This window comes from Providencia sp. PROV272, assembly GCF_049901975.1.
Taxonomy (GTDB): Bacteria; Pseudomonadota; Gammaproteobacteria; order Enterobacterales; family Enterobacteriaceae; genus Providencia; species Providencia stuartii.
Map to the genome: position 1 here is coordinate 3,650,066 of NZ_CP096291.1, position 19,029 is coordinate 3,669,094.

The window sequence follows — 19,029 nt, forward strand, 5'->3', positions numbered from 1 at the left end:
GCCGAACATTTTTTGGCGTATTGAAGATATAAAACCAGAATAAAAGCGGAAAATAGAAAGCTACTTACGGCCAGCACAAGGCTATGATAGTCGTTATAAAATGAAAAGGATAACAATAAGAACAGTAAGCCGCGAATTCAGATAATAAGTGCAACGCTCGGTCATGTTAGATGGAAGGACGGTTAGCTACTGATAAGCTATCCTGCTCTTCCGACCAAAGATGAGCGAGTAAGTATGAAGTATCAGCAACTAACCGAAGGACAACGATACCAGATATCGATACTGCGTGAGGATAATTTATCCTGCCATGAGATAGGTATCCGTATCGGTGTAAGCAAGTCCACGGTCTCCCGTGAACTGAGGCGTAACACTTCAGATACTGGTTATAACCCACAACAGGCACACCAGAAGTGCTGTGATAGGCGGCTGTCATCTGCCAAAAGGACAATTCCTCAGCAGACCATAGATTTCGTGATATTTGCTCTGGAGTGGAAGTGGAGTCCTGAGCAAATAAGTGCAATTGGCAGCATTATTGGTCTTAGCGTCAGCCATGAATGGATTTACCAGTATATCTATGCGGATAAGCGTAGCGGTGGCGAGTTGTACAGGCATCTTAGGCAGGGCAAACGGCGATATCGTAAGGGCTACGGGCAGAAACGAGGGCGCATCCCTGATGCGGTATCCATTGAGCTACGGCCGTCAGTCGTCGATGACCGTAGCCGTCTGGGGGACTGGGAGGCCGATTTGGTGCAGGGTAAACAGGGCACTGGTGCTATCGTGACACTGGCAGAACGCAAAAGCCGTATTTACCTGACAAAAAAGGTGTTTTCAAAGGATGCGGTGGAAGTCAGTAAGGCCATTATCTCACTGCTGAGTGAGTATCAGGATGTATGTCACACAATAACGTTCGATAACGGTCTAGAGTTTAGTGAGCACAAGGCGATAGCAGAAGCACTGAACGCAGATACGTACTTTGCCCATCCGTATGCCTCGCATGAGCGTGGGCTGAACGAGAATACGAATGGGTTGTTAAGACAGTTTATCCCGAAAGGAACAGACCTGCGGACAGTGACAGAAGAAGACTTACAACGCTATCAGGGAGCGTTGAACAGCAGGCCACGCAAGTGTCTGGGGTTCAGACAACCTTCGGTGGTGTTTGCGGAGCTAAGAAAGGCGGCTTAGCGTTGCACTTCGGACTTGAATCCGCCAGCTAAAGCTCACCATAATCAACCCTATCACATCAGGTTTTTCTCTTTGTTGCCGCCCATCATTATTCACCCACCACCATGCTAAGATTGCCGCAAATAATGAGAAAGGCAAATTAGCATAAAATACCCAGCGCCACGATAATGAATCAATAATCATTCCCCCTACTGCTGGAGAAAATGCAGGAGCCGTTAAAGCGACAACCATAATTAAAATTGAAATACGATGGCGCTCTTTACCTGGAAATAGCTCAAAAACGAGAGCCTGTCCCACAGGGATCAATAGCCCACCAGCAATGCCTTGAATAAAACGCCAAACTACCAAGCTATAAATTGAATGACTCAGCCCACACAATAAAACACTGACTGAGAATAACAGCATAGAAATACTGAGCAGTTTCTGGTTACCTAATTGCCCAGCGAGCCACAAACTCAATGGCATGATCAGGACTAAACCTAAGATATAACTATTAGCGACCCAAGCCACCATTGATTGGCTGGTAGAAAACGCTGAAGCAATATCTGGCAATGCAATCGCTGACATAAAAATATTAATACAGTCGATAAAGAAGCCGATTAAAAAAACAGTTGCGATTTTATATCGATAAGACATACCTACCTCCGGCGCACAAGAGTAGGTATTCCCCCTTTCTTTGTCGATATAAGAGGATTAAACTCATTGTTTAATAATGACAAACAATCAGACTGATTATGCAAAAAAACCTTAAGCAAATAACCACTTTTCTGCAAGTGGTGGACTCAGGCTCTTTTACTAAAGCCGCTGATATTTTAGGTATGAGCCGGTCTATGGTCAGTATTGATATCAAGCAGTTAGAGATACGGCTGAATGTCAGTCTGCTCATACGTAATACGCGCAATATTGCCCTCACCGAGGCGGGTAAGCATTTTTATGATGACTTTAAACGTATTCAACTAGAGATAGAAGAAGCGTTTGAAAGAAGCCAAAATTTAGCAACAAACGTCACAGGCTTACTGCGTTTTTCATCCACGAATGAATTTGGCCAACGTTATATTTTGCCTTTACTACCTGAATTTTGTCGCCTTTACCCGAAGTTACGCCTGCAATACAGCTTTAATTCATCATTAGATGATTTGGTCACCGAAAAATTAGATCTCGCGATACGTTTAGGTAATTTAAAAAGCTCATCACTAAAAATACGCAAAATAGGTGAATACCAAATCTATATTGTGGCGACCCCTGAACTATTAAAACACTATCCCGTTAAAGGTATTAACGATTTAGCACAAATTCCTTGGATAACCCATTCATTACTCAATTGGCAAGATACACAATACGTTCTAAAAAATACTCTAGGGGAAAAATACCCTCTTCCCATCATAAAAGGCCAATATGAATCGAATTCAGCATCGGTGATCCAGCAAATGGTACTGGCCTCTCTAGGTGTCGCTATCTGTCCTGATTGGCTAGTTAATGATGATATTAATGCAGGGCGTCTCATTCGTTTATTACCTGAATTTTATCTACCTTCACAGAATATTCAGCTACTTTATCCCAATAGCACCACTCTACCTGCGAAAACACGCGTCTTTATTGATTACTTAGTTGAAAAATTTAGCCTATAAAAAAAGCCGTGTCTCATCGAAACACAGCCTTAAAATAGCATCGTAACTGTCAATAACGCTGGGTGCGGCTAGGCAATAAATGACTAAGGCGCTAGAGCACAGACTTGTGTGAGTATGAGTCAGCGTCATCAGCAAAGCGTAAAGTATGACGAGTATATTAAAGGGCTATCCAAAACACTCCATTCGCTTTAATAGCCGTAAACTGCTGTAAGAATTCCTGCAAATTTTGCTCTGGCTCTAAGGTTGCAAAAGTCTGCGGATGCATAAAATTAGCCATGGCTTCAATAGCAAAAATATTCATTGGGTTATTATAGAAATTATGGTAAACCGCCATGACATGCTTATCTTTTACCGCTGTCAGCGATGAAATCCCTTGGCGATCGACAAGCTTAGCCAATTGCTTTTTAGCAACCGTTGCATCTGCATAATAACCCAGTTTAACGGCTGTTGAACGGCGATTAAAATTCTGCCAATCTGCACCGGTTAATAAATAAAAGTCAGGGTTTAGGGTAATAATGTTTTCAATTGAACTTTCAGCACCTTTAGCCGGAAACTTGTCTTCCACTAAGTTTTTACCACCCGCAAGGCTTGCTAAAACCCCAAAACCTGACCGACCGTAGAGCTGACAACAACTATCCGTGAATAAACCCGCATTAGCCTCAATTAATACCGATGGATAAGGTTTTTTCAATTGCTCTTCAATGGCGGCTAGCTTTTCTTGATACAATTTTGCAAAGCGGTTTGCACGTTCCTGAGTTCCTAATAATTCACCTAATAACACAATACTTTTTGGCGTGTTATTGGCGATATCCATACGGAAATCAATAAAAATAACCTTGATCCCTGCTGCTTCCAATTGTGGCATAAATTGGCTATCGCGCATCGCTGCATAATTAGATTTATGCATTAATACCACTTCTGGCGCCAGCTCAAGTAATTTCTCAATTTGAATGCCCGTCTCACGGGTTTTTCTTAGTGTTGGTATTTTGGCTAACTCAGGAACCGCAGAAAAATAAGCCTGCTTTAAATCAGGCGCGTACTGTTCTAACGAATCACTCCAGCCAACAATACGTGAAAAAGCGTCTTGCCCCGCGGCAATATCGACCGACAAAATATCTCTTCCATCAATCAAAAATAATTTTTCGACAGGAAGATCAACACTCACTTCACGTCCTTGTAAGTCCGTAATTAATGTAGGCGTTTTAGCTGACGCAATTACACTGACTAAGCATAATAATCCGGTTAATAGCCATTTCATTCAATAACCTCATTGAGTCATAAAGATGAGCCATCAATAAGATGACTCATAAAATATTCAACTTAAAACGTCACACTATAATTCAACGCAAAAGTTCTTCCTCTACCTTTATAGGTATACAGATCTGCTGCCCCATAACTCGGGCTATATAATTTAGGCGCACGCTGTCCCCAAATGGTGGTGTAATCTTCATCCAGTAAATTTTCTACCGCAAAACTGACTTTACCAACTGGCAATAAATAACTGCTTAAGAAATCCACGGTATTATAGCCATTGAGCTTGTTACCATCCGCATCTGAAACATTAAAGGTTTGCTGGCTTTGTAAACGTAGAGACCAATCATTAGGCTCCCATCCCACATAAGCAGTAACTTTAGATGGGCTAGCAAATTTAACGCTCCATTTTTCCCATTTACCATCCACTTTGGTTTCTGACTTTTGCAGATTAAAGTTACTACCAACACTCCAATCACTATTATCGAAGAAATAATCAATCGCCCCTTCCACACCATAAATACGACGTTTATCTGACTTCATATAAATCGTCATATCCGTATTATTAATGTCATAACTTCTGTCTGATAATGAATAATATGCTGCAATCTGTGTACGTAGGTTCTCGCCGGTATAACGCCAGCCCAGCTCATAAGAGTCAACTTTAATGCCTTTAACTTTAGTATCATTAATATTAATACTATTTTCTAATGCCAAATGCCCATTAGCATCAGGGGCTGCTGCGTATTTCCCTGTACCATAATATTTTGCAATATCAGGAATTTCGAAGCCTTGAGAGAAATTAAACCATGTTTGCTGATCTTCCGTTAAATTAATTAGTAGACCCGCATTAAAGAGTAAATTGTTATAATCAGTGTTCCCCCCAGGTACTGCATCGGCGGATTTTATCTTACCTTCTGCGATTTGCTGCTGTTGAGCATACCCAACAAAATCATCCACTTTGTTTTCGGTATATTGATAGCGCACACCGCCGCTTAAAGTGAATATTGGATTAATATCGTAGCTGCTTTGTAAGAAAGCGGCCATATTGGTTGTGGTATAACTTGGATAACGCCCAACTTGATAGGCTTTTTTCAAATCCATACCACCTGATTCTTTCGCTTTATCTAAATTAAAGAACATTTGATTAGCACGAAATTGTTCGTGCTCAGCGTCAGCACCATAAGTCAGCGTCAGATTATCGACAGGCTCACTATTAAACGTCAGCTTAGTGCCATAGAAATTGGTTTTTTGATCGGAAGCACTAATGCTGGTCACATCCTTTGCTTTATTTAACGCGGGGAATGGGTAAAATTTTTGTGATTCATCACGATAATAAACTTGAGCAACAAAATCTTGCCCCCAAAGGTCGCCATTTGAATATTGTAAATTCAACATATGGCGCTCAGTACCCGGTAAACGATCTGAGTTTAATTTGCCGCTATTATAGGCTTCGCCTTGGCCTTTCACCGCCGCAAAATCTTTGCCTAAATAAAGCCCATGTTTGCCATCGGACTCACTTTTATAATATTGAACCGTGGCTTGTAGCTGCTGATTATCATCAATATTAATAACCCCAGCGCCCATTACATCCAAGCGGTCAGAAAATTGTAGGCCTGTTTGTGTATTATCAATATTAATTGCCTTACCTTTGCCATCATACCAACCGCCATAACGTTGATAGGCAACAGATAAACGACCATGGGCGTTTTCATTACCCCCACTCATTGCCGCAGCAACATTTTCATCATGATCTTTGCCATTACTGAAACCGGTTTTTCCGCCAATTTGCAGGTCAACTTGTTTTTCTTCTTGGCCTTTTTTGGTGACAATATTAATTAATCCACCACTACTACCGCCCCCATATAAAGAAGTCGCGCCAGAAATCACCTCAATATGGTTAATATTAAATGGGTCGATAGAATCTAATTGGCGGCTGTCACTACGCGAAGAATTTAAACGTACGCCATCCACCATCACAATCATTGAGCGGCCACGCATATTCATGCCGTAATTAGTACGTCCTTGACCGCTAACACTCATACCGGGGATCAATTGTGACAGAATATCTTTTAACTCTTTTCCACCTTCTGCTTGCTGTTCAATTTCAACATTATCAATAACCCATGTGGTTTGGGCCATCTCCGACACACTTCGATAAGAACGCGTTGCCGAGACAGTCATTTCATCTTGTTTGTTTTCTGCTGCGAATGTTGCTGGTGCAATAAATGAAGCAAAACATGGAGAGAGTATCCAAAGATGCTTAATTTTCATGTGCCTAAGATCCTAATAGGTTGTCGTGTTTTTTTAAAAGCCGCGGCCGATAGCATTACGGCTTTTTATCCGGCTAAATTAGCGGCTAATTTTAACTGATAACAAACATACTATTAAGAACTATTATCATTATAATGCTTTTTTTAGACGCTTTCGGCAGATAAGAAGATAGGAGAAGCCAAATATTTATAAATCAGAAAAAGAAATGCTGGAGGAGATCAGACAAAAAACAGGTTTATCGGATTTTGAGCTACCATCAATAACAAGTTATGACTAAGTCGCTATGTCGTCGTCGAGCCAATTAAAACGATATATAAAATGAATAGTAAGGTGTTTGCCTTTGATTAAACTAAAAACAAACACCACATTAACAAGGCTTTGATTTTGTACTACCCATAATATTTCAAGTGACAACGTTATTGATTAGGTTCGCTCGTATTCACCACAACATTTTGTCTGTGCCTAACGACTTGCTCACTTATCAACTAACATAAATTGAAATTATCTAGGGCATAAATTTAACTTATTTTTTTGACGCTAAGTAATCTTGTAACGTACCTTCAGGGTGCTTCTTACAGAATTCAACAATCTGTGGCGCTTCAGCAACGCTTTGCTCTGTTAACGCAACATAATCACCACCTTTAAATTGTGTATCCATATTGGTGATCCACAATGCAACAGGTGCCCAGCTTTGCGGGTTCAAATTAATATATTCCTGACAAGTCATTTTTTCAGGCGTGACAATATTCGAGTCCGCAGCCATCGCATTAAAAGAGAATGCTGCCATAGCAGCTAAAACGCTAGAGATAACAATCTTTTTCATTATAAACCTCTTATGTGTATAAATAATGCATAACAATGTGGCTGTTTATTTTTATCACAAACTTATTAAAGTTTATATAATCTTATTTGGATGATAAAAATAGAAAACAAAAGACTTAATTTGACCATCTTTTTATAATTAACTTAAATTGATAAAATAGAAAAAAAGCTTTCATTTAAGTTTCTATAAGAGTAAATAAAAATAATAATATAAACCTATCACTGAACCTAATATTTAAAATATAAATTGTTTATTGGAATAAATGAGCATAGAGATTTCATTATTTTTCTGTCCCCGGAAAATAACCGGCTAGCTTACTTAATGACCTAATTGATGATACTGCCACCTCTTTGTTAGGATCCTTGCATAGCGCCATTAATCTTACAACAGCATTATGTTGCTCAATCGTTGCTTTATAATCCCCTAATGCAGAAATAGCCGCAATTTTGACATCATCGTTACCTCTAAAGGTAAGCTCAATCAATGTGCTTATTATTTGTTTTTCCATGAGTTAGCCTGTTATAGTAAGAAATAAGTGAATGTACTTGGTTATTTTAAGTCAAATAACTAATTACATCCTACTGTATTCAAGAACAATTTAAGTGGCTAATTGGAAATTTACTCCCATTTATTATGTGTTTTAATATTTATAGCGATAGTTCAAATTAGACGTAAGATTTATAACATAAAATACTCGTCGTTGGATGAAAGGGCACTATCCTTCATTAAAAAACACGACTCATAGTTTAAAATCGCCATCCATACTCATTACGTACTCAGAGAAGATCGCTATGTATAAAACCTAATTGTTGAATATCAAGTTGTTGTAATACTAAAGCCCGTTAAAAATGGGAATCAATTAACGATACCAGCCGTAAAATTGATATATTCAGGGCGAATAGATATAATGTGGAGTTATAATATAGAAAAATATGAAGGCAAAAATATTATGAAGTTAAAATCTATTGAAGATTAAGACAGGCACCTGAAACTACTAATTCCACCACATGAATACTTTAGAAGAGGTAACTTAATGATATTAATATAATTTCCACATAAACAACCGTTTAAAAACAGAAAAAAATCTACTTAACCATTTCAAATTAAGAAATAAGTAACATTTGTTATATTTTAACTTACTAGTTATACTTATTAAATTCCAACACTTAATTAAGTGATTTTTTATTTAAAAAATTAACCAAGAATATATTAGCAATAACTCAATTAAATATTACCAAAAAAAATAAATTAAAATAGCAACCTCTCATATTAAATCAATATGAGAGGAATTACATTACTTAGCAAATATAGATAAGTCTAAAGCACCATAATAAACACCTGGCTCAATATAGTGTTCATCTTTGCATAAATTCCAATCTATAGTGAACTCACCACTATAATTATCATATTTATGTTCTAAATCAATATCAAAGGCTTCACCATTAAATAAAATATCCCCCTCATCATCACAGTCTGAACCATTCTGATTGATTATCCCTTCAATATATAAACCATTATCTTCATAGTCTTCATTAATTAAGTAAAACTTATTTGGTTCGTCTTTTATTAGCCCAGTTTGCAATCGAACAGAGCCTAGAACAGTATTTCCAATGTTACTATCACAATCAATTTCAACAGTCACTCTTTCATAATCAACCAATCCTGTTGACTCATCAGAAGATAGATAAAACCTAGATGAAGTATTTCCATTCACATCGATTGTGCAAGCATCAAGAACATCAATGTTAAAAGAACTAACTAATATCTCAGATAAATCTGTAGTTCCGTTTGCTTTTGCCGTTAATGATGCACCATATAGTTGAGGAACTATTGTACCATCACTTAATGCTATAAAATATTCCCCTGGCTCTGCCAGATCCGGTGATATAAATTTAATTTCTGCTCCTGTTACAGTAATATCAGTAACTCGATCATCATTTGGTGAAAATAGTTCCCCATTAAGGTTTTCTGATGGGGAGTAACAATATGCATATGAACTAGACTGCACTAAATTATCAATCTGAACAACTTTACCATTAACAACTCGCGAATTCAGATAATAAGTGCAACGCTCGGTCATGTTAGATGGAAGGACGGTTAGCTACTGATAAGCTATCCTGCTCTTCCGACCAAAGATGAGCGAGTAAGTATGAAGTATCAGCAACTAACCGAAGGACAACGATACCAGATATCGATACTGCGTGAGGATAATTTATCCTGCCATGAGATAGGTATCCGTATCGGTGTAAGCAAGTCCACGGTCTCCCGTGAACTGAGGCGTAACACTTCAGATACTGGTTATAACCCACAACAGGCACACCAGAAGTGCTGTGATAGGCGGCTGTCATCTGCCAAAAGGACAATTCCTCAGCAGACCATAGATTTCGTGATATTTGCTCTGGAGTGGAAGTGGAGTCCTGAGCAAATAAGTGCAATTGGCAGCATTATTGGTCTTAGCGTCAGCCATGAATGGATTTACCAGTATATCTATGCGGATAAGCGTAGCGGTGGCGAGTTGTACAGGCATCTTAGGCAGGGCAAACGGCGATATCGTAAGGGCTACGGGCAGAAACGAGGGCGCATCCCTGATGCGGTATCCATTGAGCTACGGCCGTCAGTCGTCGATGACCGTAGCCGTCTGGGGGACTGGGAGGCCGATTTGGTGCAGGGTAAACAGGGCACTGGTGCTATCGTGACACTGGCAGAACGCAAAAGCCGTATTTACCTGACAAAAAAGGTGTTTTCAAAGGATGCGGTGGAAGTCAGTAAGGCCATTATCTCACTGCTGAGTGAGTATCAGGATGTATGTCACACAATAACGTTCGATAACGGTCTAGAGTTTAGTGAGCACAAGGCGATAGCAGAAGCACTGAACGCAGATACGTACTTTGCCCATCCGTATGCCTCGCATGAGCGTGGGCTGAACGAGAATACGAATGGGTTGTTAAGACAGTTTATCCCGAAAGGAACAGACCTGCGGACAGTGACAGAAGAAGACTTACAACGCTATCAGGGAGCGTTGAACAGCAGGCCACGCAAGTGTCTGGGGTTCAGACAACCTTCGGTGGTGTTTGCGGAGCTAAGAAAGGCGGCTTAGCGTTGCACTTCGGACTTGAATCCGCCATTAAATATTTATTCATAGCTTAACGCATAAGTCATGATTGCATTGAAATCTCCAGCCACTAAACTTTTATTTGCTAGAGCTTCTCGCTCTCCTTGTACATAGGCTTTTAAACGAATAAGCATATCGCCATCAACAAGCTGTACACTATAATTTGACTTTCCATCTATAGAAATAGGCCGACCATCTAAATATTCTAAGCCTATTCCTGCACCTTTTGCTTCACTTCCTGGTGCAAACCTTAATAAACCTTCATTATTTGTTGATCCTGAAAATGAAGCTTTAACAGTAGTACCTAACGATGTATCGCAATCTTTCAATTCAAATGTTATTAATATTCCTGAAGTTCGGGTAAAGCGATAGAGTGATTTTGTTGGAGTAACACCTAAATCATAATAAGCATTCTCCGTCCCTGGTTCTATCGTACATGGAAGAGCAATTAAAGTGCCCCCATAGTGAATAGTTGTCGAAGATGATGCCATAGAATAAATTGGTATTAATCCTCCACTCAACAGGAATAATATTAAATATTTAAAAGCTATTTTATAATTATTCATATTGTTTCCTTTTTAAGGATAACGAATTTCTACTGTGCCAGTAGCTGAAAATGTACCTTCAAATAAATTGCGATCATCTTCTCTCACAGGAACAGCCCATAAGGGAATTACCTTTGAATAACCACCTGACATTACGATGGGAATGTCATCATTATTAGGAGAAACAACTTGGTCTTGATAATATAAACGTATGCCAAGCCCTCCAATACTCGTTTGTACAGCATCATTATCAAATGGAGCATTCATACCGTTATATCCCATATACAGCTGCACACCATTACCAAGGTCATTACCGCAAGTCACTATTAATGTAAAATCCTTCCTATAATTAATTCCGTCGATCCTAGTAAGCCCGACTTCATCAAAATCAACATAAATTGGATCATTTTCCCCCGATATATCACAAGGTGGATGGCCAATTAAATTGCCATAAAAATTGACTTGTGTAGATGCTTGTACAGGTATCATGATATATCCAGATATCAATACACTGGCTATCAGCCATAATACAATGGAAATTACACGTTGTTGTGCCATTACTCATACTCCACAGTAAGTAACGCCGAAGCCGTAAACGGACCGTCATCAATTCCAGCTGATCCTCTTGCTACAGGAACAACAGACAACTCAGGTTGATTGCCGTAAGTAAAATAAACCCAATTATTAAACGCAAAAGGATAGCCATCTTGTTTCACTCGCAGCCCTAAATTAGGTTCGCTCGTACGTAATAAGTTGGCATTAAAATTTGCCCCGGAGTTATTTTCAAAACGTAACTTAAGTGGAGTACTATTGGTTGCATCGTCACAATCAAGTGTATAATCAATCGGTTGCTCGTAGGCTACACCATCGATATTTTTGATAATCATGTCACCAAAATCTACTTCAATGGCTTGATTATCATTTACATCACAAGTTTTAATCTCAATACGTATAGTTACCCTAAAGTCTAACTGAGTTGAACCAGCTAAAACATCTCTTGGTAGTAATACCGTTCCCAACAAAACACTATACAACCAGAGTATTTTGAATGTTTTTTTTCCCATAACTATTTCACCTTACTCATAGCGCATTTCAAAAGAAATCAGCGCAGAGTACGCTCCCGGCTGCATCAATTGTGCCGTACGTACCGGTGAGACATAATAGGTCAGCGTCGATTGCCCTGATGGCAGCAGATCTGGGTTACTATTTTGATTTAAAGGCAAGATTTGCCCTGCCTTATCACTCAGTACTAAACCAATCCCTTGTGCGCCAGTCACTCTGGCAAAATCCGGCATCCACGGTACCGTTGGCGCAATAAAACGGATTTTAACCGCCGGTTGGGTGCTACTCCACGCGGTTTGCCCAGTTTGGACGTTTTCCAAGGCACTGTTCACTTCGATACAATCTTGCAGTTCAAGGTGAAACGCCGTTGCACGCCCTTTATCCCCCACGGCTTTCAGTTCCGCCGTTTCGGTATTGCCCAATTCAACCGCTTGATACGCCGAGGTCATCGCTAAACGGCACGGACTTTCGGTCAGTGAACCCGACACATACAGCGCACCGTTGGCACCATCGACCTGCCAGTTATCCACAGGACGATACAAACGCGTATTGTTATCTTCGGCCTGACTGCCCCATGAACAGACAAGTACGCTGCCAAACAACACAGAGGTGACAGCATGATGGAGTAATTTGTGTGTCATCGGTTATTCCTTATCGTCATGATGCAGACAAAGCAAATATAATGGTTTACGGTGTCGCAGGCTTATCGTTCGGTACCACGTGACATTGGCTACCTTGACATTGGAAGGTCAAGTTTGGACGCCCGCCGTAATCATTGATGTAAGTCACGACCGGACGCTGCCCTAATGCATTGGCACTCACCCCCAACGCGCTTTCACCAAACGGTGGCAACATGATGGGTTTAAATTCTTTTTTATCTTTGTTGTCCAATGCCTTAAGGCTTTCTGCTGCATTAATCACTGTCACATAATACGGCGTGGGATTTTTGACCATTACCGTATCGCCTTGTTTTTGCAGGGTTAATTTTTCTTGCCATGGTGTGCCCATTTTGGCCGGCACAATCGCTTTTGGCCGATAGAACATTTTTACGCGGGTTTGTAAGGCAATCTGTAACGTGTTGGGCTTATCGCTTTTAGGCGGTATTTCACGCAAGTTAAAGTAAAACAAGCTCTCGCGATCTTGTGGCAAGGTACTAACCGCTGGCAGGGCTTCGATTTTCACTTGGCTAGATTTGCCGGGCTCCACACGCTGCACTGGCGGCAATACCACCAATGGCGAAGTAATTTTGTTGCCTTCAGCATCATCAATCCACGCCTGTGCTAGATACGGTAATTGTTTATTGTTGTTAGAAATGTTGAGTGACATCGATTTTTGGTCACCGTTAAAAATCACCCGAGTACGGTCAAGACCAATCGCCGCGTGTGCCATGCTGCTTAACCACATCATGCCCATCACACCCGCTATCAAAGCGTATTTTTTATTCAGTTTCATGCTGTTATAACCTTTTTAATGTCATCTCGGAGACACCATCGCGTCACCGCAAATTCTGTTCATACCGTGCTAACGCGTGTTATCGCTGCGCTAACTGCTTTGCTGCTAGCGGAGTACACTGCAACAACAGCGATGGATTGTTGATATCGATACTCTCAGGGAAAGCCACTTGGCATCCGTCCTCGTCTCCCCACTGTATGGTCATTAGGGAATTTGGTTCAATACCGCTGATATACGCACTGCCGCTATCCCCTACGATGCCGGTGCTTTGGCCTTTTGTATTGAATATTTGCGCCCCAAACGGAGGGTAACTGCCATCCGGTAAGCGCAACACCGTCATCGCTTTTTGCCCTGCCACAACCGCAAATTCGCGGTAACCCACCGCCCCTTCGGTTAAGGTCACTTGCACCACCGATTGCTGTGCATCCACATCATCTGGCAGCGCGTTCAAGTCAATTTGTGCCTTGCTGCGGTAGTAACTGTTCATGTCACCAACCACCGCTTTACCAAACATATTGGTGGTAACCGGAGCTCCAAACCCTTTGACAGGCACATTAGCAATGCCATCGGTGTCCACCAGTAAACGGGTTCCTCCAGGGATGCTCATGCGATGTACACCACCACCTTCTGCCGTCAGCGTGATCCCACCAGTTGCTGATAATCCAAACGCGGTATATTGGTTATTGGCGTAACTCGCATTACCCGAGACTCGCGCGGTATCGCCTTGGTGAGTCAGATACGCAGTTCCACTCGCTCCTTTACGGTTTGATCCTACGCCCAATTGATAATTGGTACGCTCATCAATGCGGTCATGGTAAGTCACTCGATTGACCGTGTCATAACGGCTGCTATTTAAGGAATACCCCACATTAGCACCATTACTCAGCGGAAATGAGGTCGATAAATAAATACTGTCATCCGTCACCCCGTTATACATACTGCGGTTTGCCGACAGGTTAACGCTGACATTCTTAATCGTTCCCACATCAAAATATTTGGATAACGTCAGGCTGTAATAGTTGTTTTCCGGTCGATCCCAATAGGTTTGGTGGTTGTAGTTCAAATACACAGACATACCGATATCACGGAAATTTTTGCTCAGTGAAATGGTGTACAGCTCTTTGCTACCACCATAACGAATACCTGTTTTCCTTGCCTGTAAGAAGTCTGACATACTCATAAAGTCTCGCTCCGAGAAGCGATAACCCGCGAATTGAATTTGACTATCAATAGCATCAAAACGTTTTGCGTAGCTGACACGATAAGATCCACCGTTAATAGTGTTTTCACCTGCCAAACGCGCAAACGACTGAGTCACATCGAATGACAACGCACCGAACGCCAGTAAGTCTCGACCAATACCCGCTGAAATCGCTTGGTAGTTTTTGCTGCCAAGCAAACCACTGAACAGTGACCAACCGTTATTCACCCCCCACGAAAACTCACCAGTGATAAAGTTATCACCCTCTTTGTGCCGGTTAACATCATTCGGCTGACCCAATGCCAACTTATATTGAAGCTGTCCCGGACGAGTTAGGTAAGGTAAGTTAGCTGTATCGAGTTGATACTCTTGTACCGTACCATCTTGCTCTTCAATTTTGACGTCCAACGTACCACTAATCGCATCGCTCAAGTTTTGAATACGAAACGGCCCCGGTGCCACTTGTTCGGTATAAATCACACGCCCTTGCTGGCTTATCGTCACCGTCGCATTGGATTGTGCGATCCCTGTTACTTCCGGTGCGTAACCGCGTAAATTCGGCGGCAACATGTTCAAATCCGAGCGCAAACTGGCGCCAATAAAACGGAATGAATCAAACATATTTGAGTTCAGGTAATCTTCACCCAAAATCAGTTTGGCTCCGAGAGCCGGCAGCGCACGAAAGGCGTAAAATCGATTCCATTGAAAATCACGATTGATAGCTTGGTTTGAGCCTGTTGCATGATTTAAACGGCCTTGCCAATCTGCACGAAAACGCCATGCACCTAAGTTTACCCCCGCCACCCCGTTACCGTTTAAGGTGTAGGTATTATGACCTTTGTTGTGCGGGCGATAAGTGTTACCGTTAATGTTGTAATCCAACAAAATCGCAGCAATCCCTTCATCCCAACGCGATGGTGGATCCCAATTAGGAGCCGTATACTCCATGTAAGCTTGTGGAATACTCACGTATAAGGATGAAGTTGAGAGATCCCCACGCACCTGTATTCCCGGCAAACTTTCCAAATTTAAGCATTGGTCATCGTGCCACCATGTCAGCTTTTTCAAGCTGTCTGCGGTCAGCCCTAATTGGGCAGTGATATCGGGTGATAAGCACGGCTCACTGCCTTGAGGATCATTCTCAGGGGGATAAAATGGTACTTTCACTTCTGGTAACGTATCGTCATTGACCTTAAGCGCTAAGCTATAGGTTCCTGGCATCACATAACCAGCACGCGAAAAATGTTCTAGATTGATATTTTTTTTGTCTTCCACATCCAATACATCCATATTGAATTGGATAACATCAGATGATGCCAATGCTATCTGACTTTCACCCAAAGCAAACGCAATGGACAGCGACAGCAATGCAAGGCGAAAATAAGTAGCCTTTGGTGAAGACATAAAAAATATCCCTCGTGAACATTCACAATAACAATAAAGAGAAAAATAAATTCAACCGGCTTAATTAGTAATAATCGACTTTAAAACGGATCAAGCTTTGGTAATATCCTGCTCTTAGTGGGCGAGAGTCAGAGACTAACCGTAATTGATAAGCTAATCGCATACTCGGCGGTACAATATCTTGCTCCGGAGATGCTTCCCCCGGTACCACTTGACGCGATTGTGCATCTTGCATAAGTAACCCTACGCCGCGCGCTTCACCAAATACTTGAAACAACCCGTTATCGGAAGGTCCATCAAAGGTCATGCGCAAGGCACGCCAAGTTTGAGTCGGATCACTGTGTTTGACTAAATCACAATTAACTAATTGAATTTCAAAATCTTGTTTGGGGCCTTGGCCTTCTTGACGGATCGTACCAATCGGCAACACACCCATATCAATGATTTGGTCACGTGATTCCATGGCAATTGTGCAGGCAGCATCGGTGATTTCACCGTTCATAGTCACCGTACCTGCACCTTGCCCAGCTGCGTGCACCAAAGGTGAGGTAAAACTCGTAGTGAGGAGTAATACACTCCATCCGAATACAGCTTGACACCCCATGGTTTTACCCTCCTTTGAATAACACACTAGTGTTCTGATTACTCGTAGCTCATTGTGAAGTTAGCGAGTGCTGTAAATTCACCTGGAACAATAGTTTTGCCATCACCTTTCAAATAAGCAGAGAACAGCAGTGAGTTATCACCATTTTGAATTTTTAAGTCAGTTCCAGCAGAGCCATCTAATTTCACTGGTACACCACCCAGACCTGCAATTTGAACACCTGCGCCAGATGCTTGACCTTGAATAGCCAGTGAATCAGCTAAGTTAGGATTCACACCACCCGTAAAGGTGACGGTCGCCGTATTGTCTGTCAGCGTGGTTGTATCACAGTCAACCAGCTCAATAGTGAATGGCACTGGACGAGAAGTACCACCATCGGCTAATTGTGCTGATGCTACCTGACCTAGGTTAACCGTTTGGTCTGTAGACTCTGGCGCGATACCACATGCGGCTTCAATGATTGAGCCGTAGAATGTCACAGTACCTTGACCTGCGCTGACTGGAGCAGCCATAGCTGATGCGCTCATTGCGCCAGAAATCAGAGTTGCTAAAAGAATCTTTTTCATATTGGTTACGCCTTTACGATGAACACTAAAAAAAGTAAGCTATTAATTAGCTCACTTGGTTAAATAATTAATAGAATTTATTTATTAAATAATAAATAAAAACAAATAAAATACTTTCTGAGAACAGAAAGTATTTTCTTTATTCTCAGTTAAACATAAATCTTTAATAGTTTATTATTTGGCCGACTATAATTAGCCAACCAAATTATTCATCTTTACTGAAAAAGCATCCTCACCTTTATAGTAAGGAGATGGAGGTAAAAACAAATTAATATAATGAGAACCAACTTTTTTTCTGTATCATTAACATTAAGATAAACAGCACTAAAGAAATTACTTAAACTACAATCCAATTCATGCAAAATAACAAAGAGGGTATCAACATTAATATTACACACACCTCTTTCATATCGAGATATTTGCTGCTGCGAGACATTTAGTTTTTCAGCTAACTGTTTTCCTGTTAACCCTCTCTTTTTCCTTAAACGAAATATCTCTTTACCAACAGCAATCATAAAAATATTTTTTGACACTTCATGTTCCACTATCATATTAGGCCCTCAATTCCTGATACAACAAACTTCATTTATTAAAGCCCGCTTGCACGAAAATATTTACGCCTTGCTCTGTTGCAGATAAATTTACTGTACCTGCTGCTCAAAATCAAACAAAGCTATATCTACCAAGCAGTTATTGATATAAGTTAAATATCCAAATAATGAGTAATTCAAACACAAAAAACCACATTAGCTTGGTACATTCAACATTCCTATTAAGAGAATACAAATTAGACCAGAATTATATATTACAAGAATCCCAAAAAGATTTAAAATTAGATTTATAATTCTGAAATTCATATTTTTTCAGAGGTTAAGTAATAACACTTAACGAAAAAAATATATGGAAAAATCCATCAATCCAACAAAATAAAATAAACTCAATAAAATCAATGCATTGAATAGCGTGGTAATTTTAATTAACACTTCAATTTTAGATATAATATTTTGCAATATCTGTAATATTGTTCTAATCAAACTAATTGTTTAGGATTAAATAAAACAGAAGTTTATTTTCACTTCACGTTTTTTATTTATATTCTTACAGAGCTATTCTTAATTAAAAAATCATTATTGCTAACTTCATCACCTTTAGAGAAATCATCATTAAATGACACTCACTTTATTATTTTCGAGATCATATTATGAAGATAGCTGCTCACCATACAAATTATCTATTAATATCTTTACAACACTTATTTTTTCATATTCACTATCCTTGAATAAAAGCCCCCCCTCTGACCTATTGACATTTACTCATGAATACAATAAAAAATGATGAAAAATATAAATTAGGATGAAATTAATGATATTGCTCAAAGTGGAATTCAACTACCGAAATGGAGATAAAAATCGCTAAACAATAAAATTTAAGTGCTAGATATTTTTAAGAAGCAATATAAAACCCCATATCTAGAAATAAGAAAAAATGAATATTTTAATTTGATTGATAATATAAACTTGTTAAGTCAACGACTCGAAGAATCAGAAAAAACAAAAACCAGCGCTGAACTGGGGGATAAAGATGCACAGCTCAACCTTGGCTTAATGTACTATCAAGGAGATGGAGTTCCTGTTTCCATTGAACAAGCACAGAAATGGTTTATGCGTGCAGCAGAACAGGGCAATGCATATGCACAATATAACCTTGGCTGGCTCATGCAAAAAGGTGAGGTCGAAAATGCTTCTCCTTATGCGGCACGCTACTATTTTGAGTTGGCCTGCAAAGGGGGCTTAGAAAAAGCCTGCTTCGCGCTAGAAAAATCGCATAGCGAACATTTCTAAAACAGCCTCTCTATTTAAACGTTAATGGGAACTTAAATCCCATTAACTTTTCCCAATGTATGTTTATTCAACCTATCAGATAAT

Annotated in this window: 19 protein-coding genes; 4 read left to right on the forward strand and 15 right to left on the reverse strand. The window is 40.3% G+C overall.

What is annotated here, in order from left to right; all coding sequences use genetic code 11:
* Positions 1-234: 234 nt before the first annotated feature.
* Positions 235-1,182 carry an IS30 family transposase gene (locus tag M1E93_RS16895; RefSeq protein WP_140035165.1) on the forward strand — a complete coding sequence of 316 codons (948 nt, stop codon included), beginning with the start codon at positions 235-237 and terminating at the stop codon, positions 1,180-1,182.
* Here M1E93_RS16895 and M1E93_RS16900 read toward each other — a convergent pair.
* Positions 1,165-1,818: an MFS transporter gene (locus tag M1E93_RS16900; protein WP_426207033.1), complete on the reverse strand. Its 654-nt coding sequence runs from the start codon at positions 1,816-1,818 to the stop codon at positions 1,165-1,167. The two genes, M1E93_RS16895 and M1E93_RS16900, sit on opposite strands and share 18 nt — an antisense overlap.
* Positions 1,819-1,916: 98 nt before the next feature.
* On the opposite strand from M1E93_RS16900, the gene M1E93_RS16905 reads away from it, so the two are divergent.
* The gene (locus M1E93_RS16905) at positions 1,917-2,810 is read left to right on the forward strand and encodes a LysR family transcriptional regulator (RefSeq protein ID WP_104873242.1); all 894 of its coding nucleotides are present in this window, start codon (positions 1,917-1,919) and stop codon (positions 2,808-2,810) included.
* Positions 2,811-2,967: 157 nt separating this feature from the next.
* Here the strand turns inward: M1E93_RS16905 and M1E93_RS16910 are convergent, their stop codons facing one another.
* The 5 genes from M1E93_RS16910 to M1E93_RS16930 form a co-directional block, all read right to left on the reverse strand.
* Positions 2,968-4,068, reverse strand: a complete 1,101-nt coding sequence (locus M1E93_RS16910) for an ABC transporter substrate-binding protein (protein WP_426207034.1) — start codon at positions 4,066-4,068, stop codon at positions 2,968-2,970.
* Between the two features lie 62 nt (positions 4,069-4,130).
* The gene (locus tag M1E93_RS16915) at positions 4,131-6,335 is read right to left on the reverse strand and encodes a TonB-dependent siderophore receptor (RefSeq protein WP_104873241.1); all 2,205 of its coding nucleotides are present in this window, start codon (positions 6,333-6,335) and stop codon (positions 4,131-4,133) included.
* A gap of 523 nt (positions 6,336-6,858) precedes the next feature.
* On the reverse strand, positions 6,859-7,158 hold the full coding sequence (locus M1E93_RS16920; protein ID WP_014657621.1) for an HdeA/HdeB family chaperone: 300 nt from the start codon (positions 7,156-7,158) through the stop codon (positions 6,859-6,861).
* Positions 7,159-7,438: 280 nt separating this feature from the next.
* Positions 7,439-7,666, reverse strand: coding sequence for a HEAT repeat domain-containing protein (locus M1E93_RS16925; protein ID WP_014657620.1), 228 nt, complete (start codon positions 7,664-7,666; stop codon positions 7,439-7,441).
* Positions 7,667-8,452: 786 nt separating this feature from the next.
* The gene (locus tag M1E93_RS16930; protein ID WP_426207035.1) at positions 8,453-9,238 is read right to left on the reverse strand and encodes a hypothetical protein; all 786 of its coding nucleotides are present in this window, start codon (positions 9,236-9,238) and stop codon (positions 8,453-8,455) included.
* 69 nt (positions 9,239-9,307) lie between these two features.
* Here M1E93_RS16930 and M1E93_RS16935 point away from each other — a divergent pair, with 69 nt between their 5' ends.
* Positions 9,308-10,255, forward strand: coding sequence for an IS30 family transposase (locus M1E93_RS16935; protein ID WP_140035165.1), 948 nt, complete (start codon positions 9,308-9,310; stop codon positions 10,253-10,255).
* 35 nt (positions 10,256-10,290) lie between these two features.
* Here the strand turns inward: M1E93_RS16935 and M1E93_RS16940 are convergent, their stop codons facing one another.
* The 9 genes from M1E93_RS16940 to M1E93_RS16980 form a co-directional block, all read right to left on the reverse strand.
* Positions 10,291-10,836 (reverse strand): fimbrial protein, encoded by a 546-nt coding sequence (locus M1E93_RS16940; RefSeq protein ID WP_060561399.1) that lies wholly within the window; start codon positions 10,834-10,836, stop codon positions 10,291-10,293.
* A gap of 12 nt (positions 10,837-10,848) precedes the next feature.
* Positions 10,849-11,373: a fimbrial protein gene (locus tag M1E93_RS16945; RefSeq protein WP_060561398.1), complete on the reverse strand. Its 525-nt coding sequence runs from the start codon at positions 11,371-11,373 to the stop codon at positions 10,849-10,851.
* The gene (locus M1E93_RS16950; RefSeq protein WP_060561397.1) at positions 11,373-11,879 is read right to left on the reverse strand and encodes a fimbrial protein; all 507 of its coding nucleotides are present in this window, start codon (positions 11,877-11,879) and stop codon (positions 11,373-11,375) included. Before M1E93_RS16950 ends, M1E93_RS16945 begins: the two co-directional genes overlap by 1 nt.
* A gap of 12 nt (positions 11,880-11,891) precedes the next feature.
* Positions 11,892-12,518 carry a fimbrial protein gene (locus tag M1E93_RS16955; protein ID WP_060561396.1) on the reverse strand — a complete coding sequence of 209 codons (627 nt, stop codon included), beginning with the start codon at positions 12,516-12,518 and terminating at the stop codon, positions 11,892-11,894.
* A 46-nt stretch (positions 12,519-12,564) separates the two neighbouring features.
* Positions 12,565-13,329 (reverse strand): fimbria/pilus periplasmic chaperone, encoded by a 765-nt coding sequence (locus M1E93_RS16960; protein ID WP_014657604.1) that lies wholly within the window; start codon positions 13,327-13,329, stop codon positions 12,565-12,567.
* Positions 13,330-13,408: 79 nt separating this feature from the next.
* On the reverse strand, positions 13,409-15,934 hold the full coding sequence (locus M1E93_RS16965) for an outer membrane usher protein (RefSeq protein WP_060561395.1): 2,526 nt from the start codon (positions 15,932-15,934) through the stop codon (positions 13,409-13,411).
* 64 nt (positions 15,935-15,998) lie between these two features.
* A complete protein-coding gene (locus M1E93_RS16970; protein WP_060561394.1) occupies positions 15,999-16,538 on the reverse strand; it encodes a fimbrial protein in 540 nt (179 codons plus the stop codon).
* 38 nt (positions 16,539-16,576) lie between these two features.
* Positions 16,577-17,104 (reverse strand): fimbrial protein, encoded by a 528-nt coding sequence (locus tag M1E93_RS16975; protein ID WP_014657601.1) that lies wholly within the window; start codon positions 17,102-17,104, stop codon positions 16,577-16,579.
* Positions 17,105-17,319: 215 nt separating this feature from the next.
* On the reverse strand, positions 17,320-17,637 hold the full coding sequence (locus M1E93_RS16980) for a helix-turn-helix transcriptional regulator (RefSeq protein WP_318573814.1): 318 nt from the start codon (positions 17,635-17,637) through the stop codon (positions 17,320-17,322).
* 966 nt (positions 17,638-18,603) lie between these two features.
* On the opposite strand from M1E93_RS16980, the gene M1E93_RS16985 reads away from it, so the two are divergent.
* On the forward strand, positions 18,604-18,945 hold the full coding sequence (locus M1E93_RS16985; protein ID WP_014657599.1) for a tetratricopeptide repeat protein: 342 nt from the start codon (positions 18,604-18,606) through the stop codon (positions 18,943-18,945).
* Positions 18,946-19,029 lie beyond the last annotated feature (84 nt).